Consider the following 903-nt stretch of genomic DNA (forward strand, 5'->3'; position numbering starts at 1 on the left):
CGCGGGGCGCCCGATCGTCTATACTGGGGCCTAGCTGGCGCGGGCGCCGCATGGCGGCCGCGCTTCCTGGGAAGAGGCGTTGGAAGGGGAGGCTTATGGACGGTAACGGGTTCTCGTGCTTGAGCTGCGCCGGCGAGGCGTGCGAGTTCCAGACGGGCGGCAACCCGCCGCAGTGCGTGGAGGGGCTCGTGAGCGAGGCTATCCACGAGGAGGTGCGCGAACGCTACCGCGAGCCGGAGAACCACCGCGTCATGCAGGCGGCGGCGCTCACGAGCGAGCGCTGCGCGAACCTCACGCGCGTGCAGGAGACCTTGGAGTTCGCCGCGCGCATGGGCGCGCGCAAGATCGGCATCGCCACCTGCACGATGCTGCTCGACGAGAGCCGCACGCTGCGCAAGCTGCTGGAACGCGCGGGCTTCGAGGTGTTCGGCGTGGCCTGCAAGGTGGAGGGCAACCGCCGCGCCGACCTCGGCCTGGCGCCCGCCGCCGACGGCGGGGAGGGCCCGGTGCTGTGCAACCCCGTCATGCAGGCCCGCCTTCTGGAGGAGGAGGGCACCGACCTGAACATCGTCATGGGCCTGTGCGTGGGCCACGACACGCTGTTCTACCGCCACTCGCACGCCCCCACGACCACGCTCGTGACGAAGGACCACGTAACCGGCCACAACGCCTGCGCCGGCCTCTACGCCTCCAAGTCCGTGTACCGCCGGCGCCTGAACGAGACCGTCGACGCCTGCCGCGAGGGCGTCATCGCGCAGGTCTGACCTGTTTCGACCTTGCGGATACGGCAGGCCTAAGGCTTCGGTACCGTTCGATGGCGCAACGCTCAATGCGAGGCCTTAGCTGCGCGCGCGTTCTCCCTCGCGCATGCGGCGCAGCGCGCACACCCCCAGGGCGCCGGCC

General features: G+C 70.7%; 1 protein-coding gene. It reads left to right on the forward strand.

Features of this window, described 5'->3' with window-relative positions; translation table 11 throughout:
* Window positions 1-95 precede the first annotated feature (95 nt).
* Entirely contained in the window at window positions 96-764 is a 669-nt protein-coding gene (locus GPA_RS02650; RefSeq protein WP_015538856.1) for a DUF1847 domain-containing protein, read from the forward strand.
* Window positions 765-903: the final 139 nt, after the last annotated feature.

It is taken from the genome of Gordonibacter pamelaeae 7-10-1-b (assembly GCF_000210055.1).
Lineage (GTDB): Bacteria > Actinomycetota > Coriobacteriia > Coriobacteriales > Eggerthellaceae > Gordonibacter > Gordonibacter pamelaeae.

Coding starts and splice junctions, on each gene's coding strand:
- GPA_RS02650 (WP_015538856.1), top strand. CDS start 96: ATGGACGGTAACGGGTTCTCGTGCTTGAGCTGCGCCGGCGAGGCGTGC.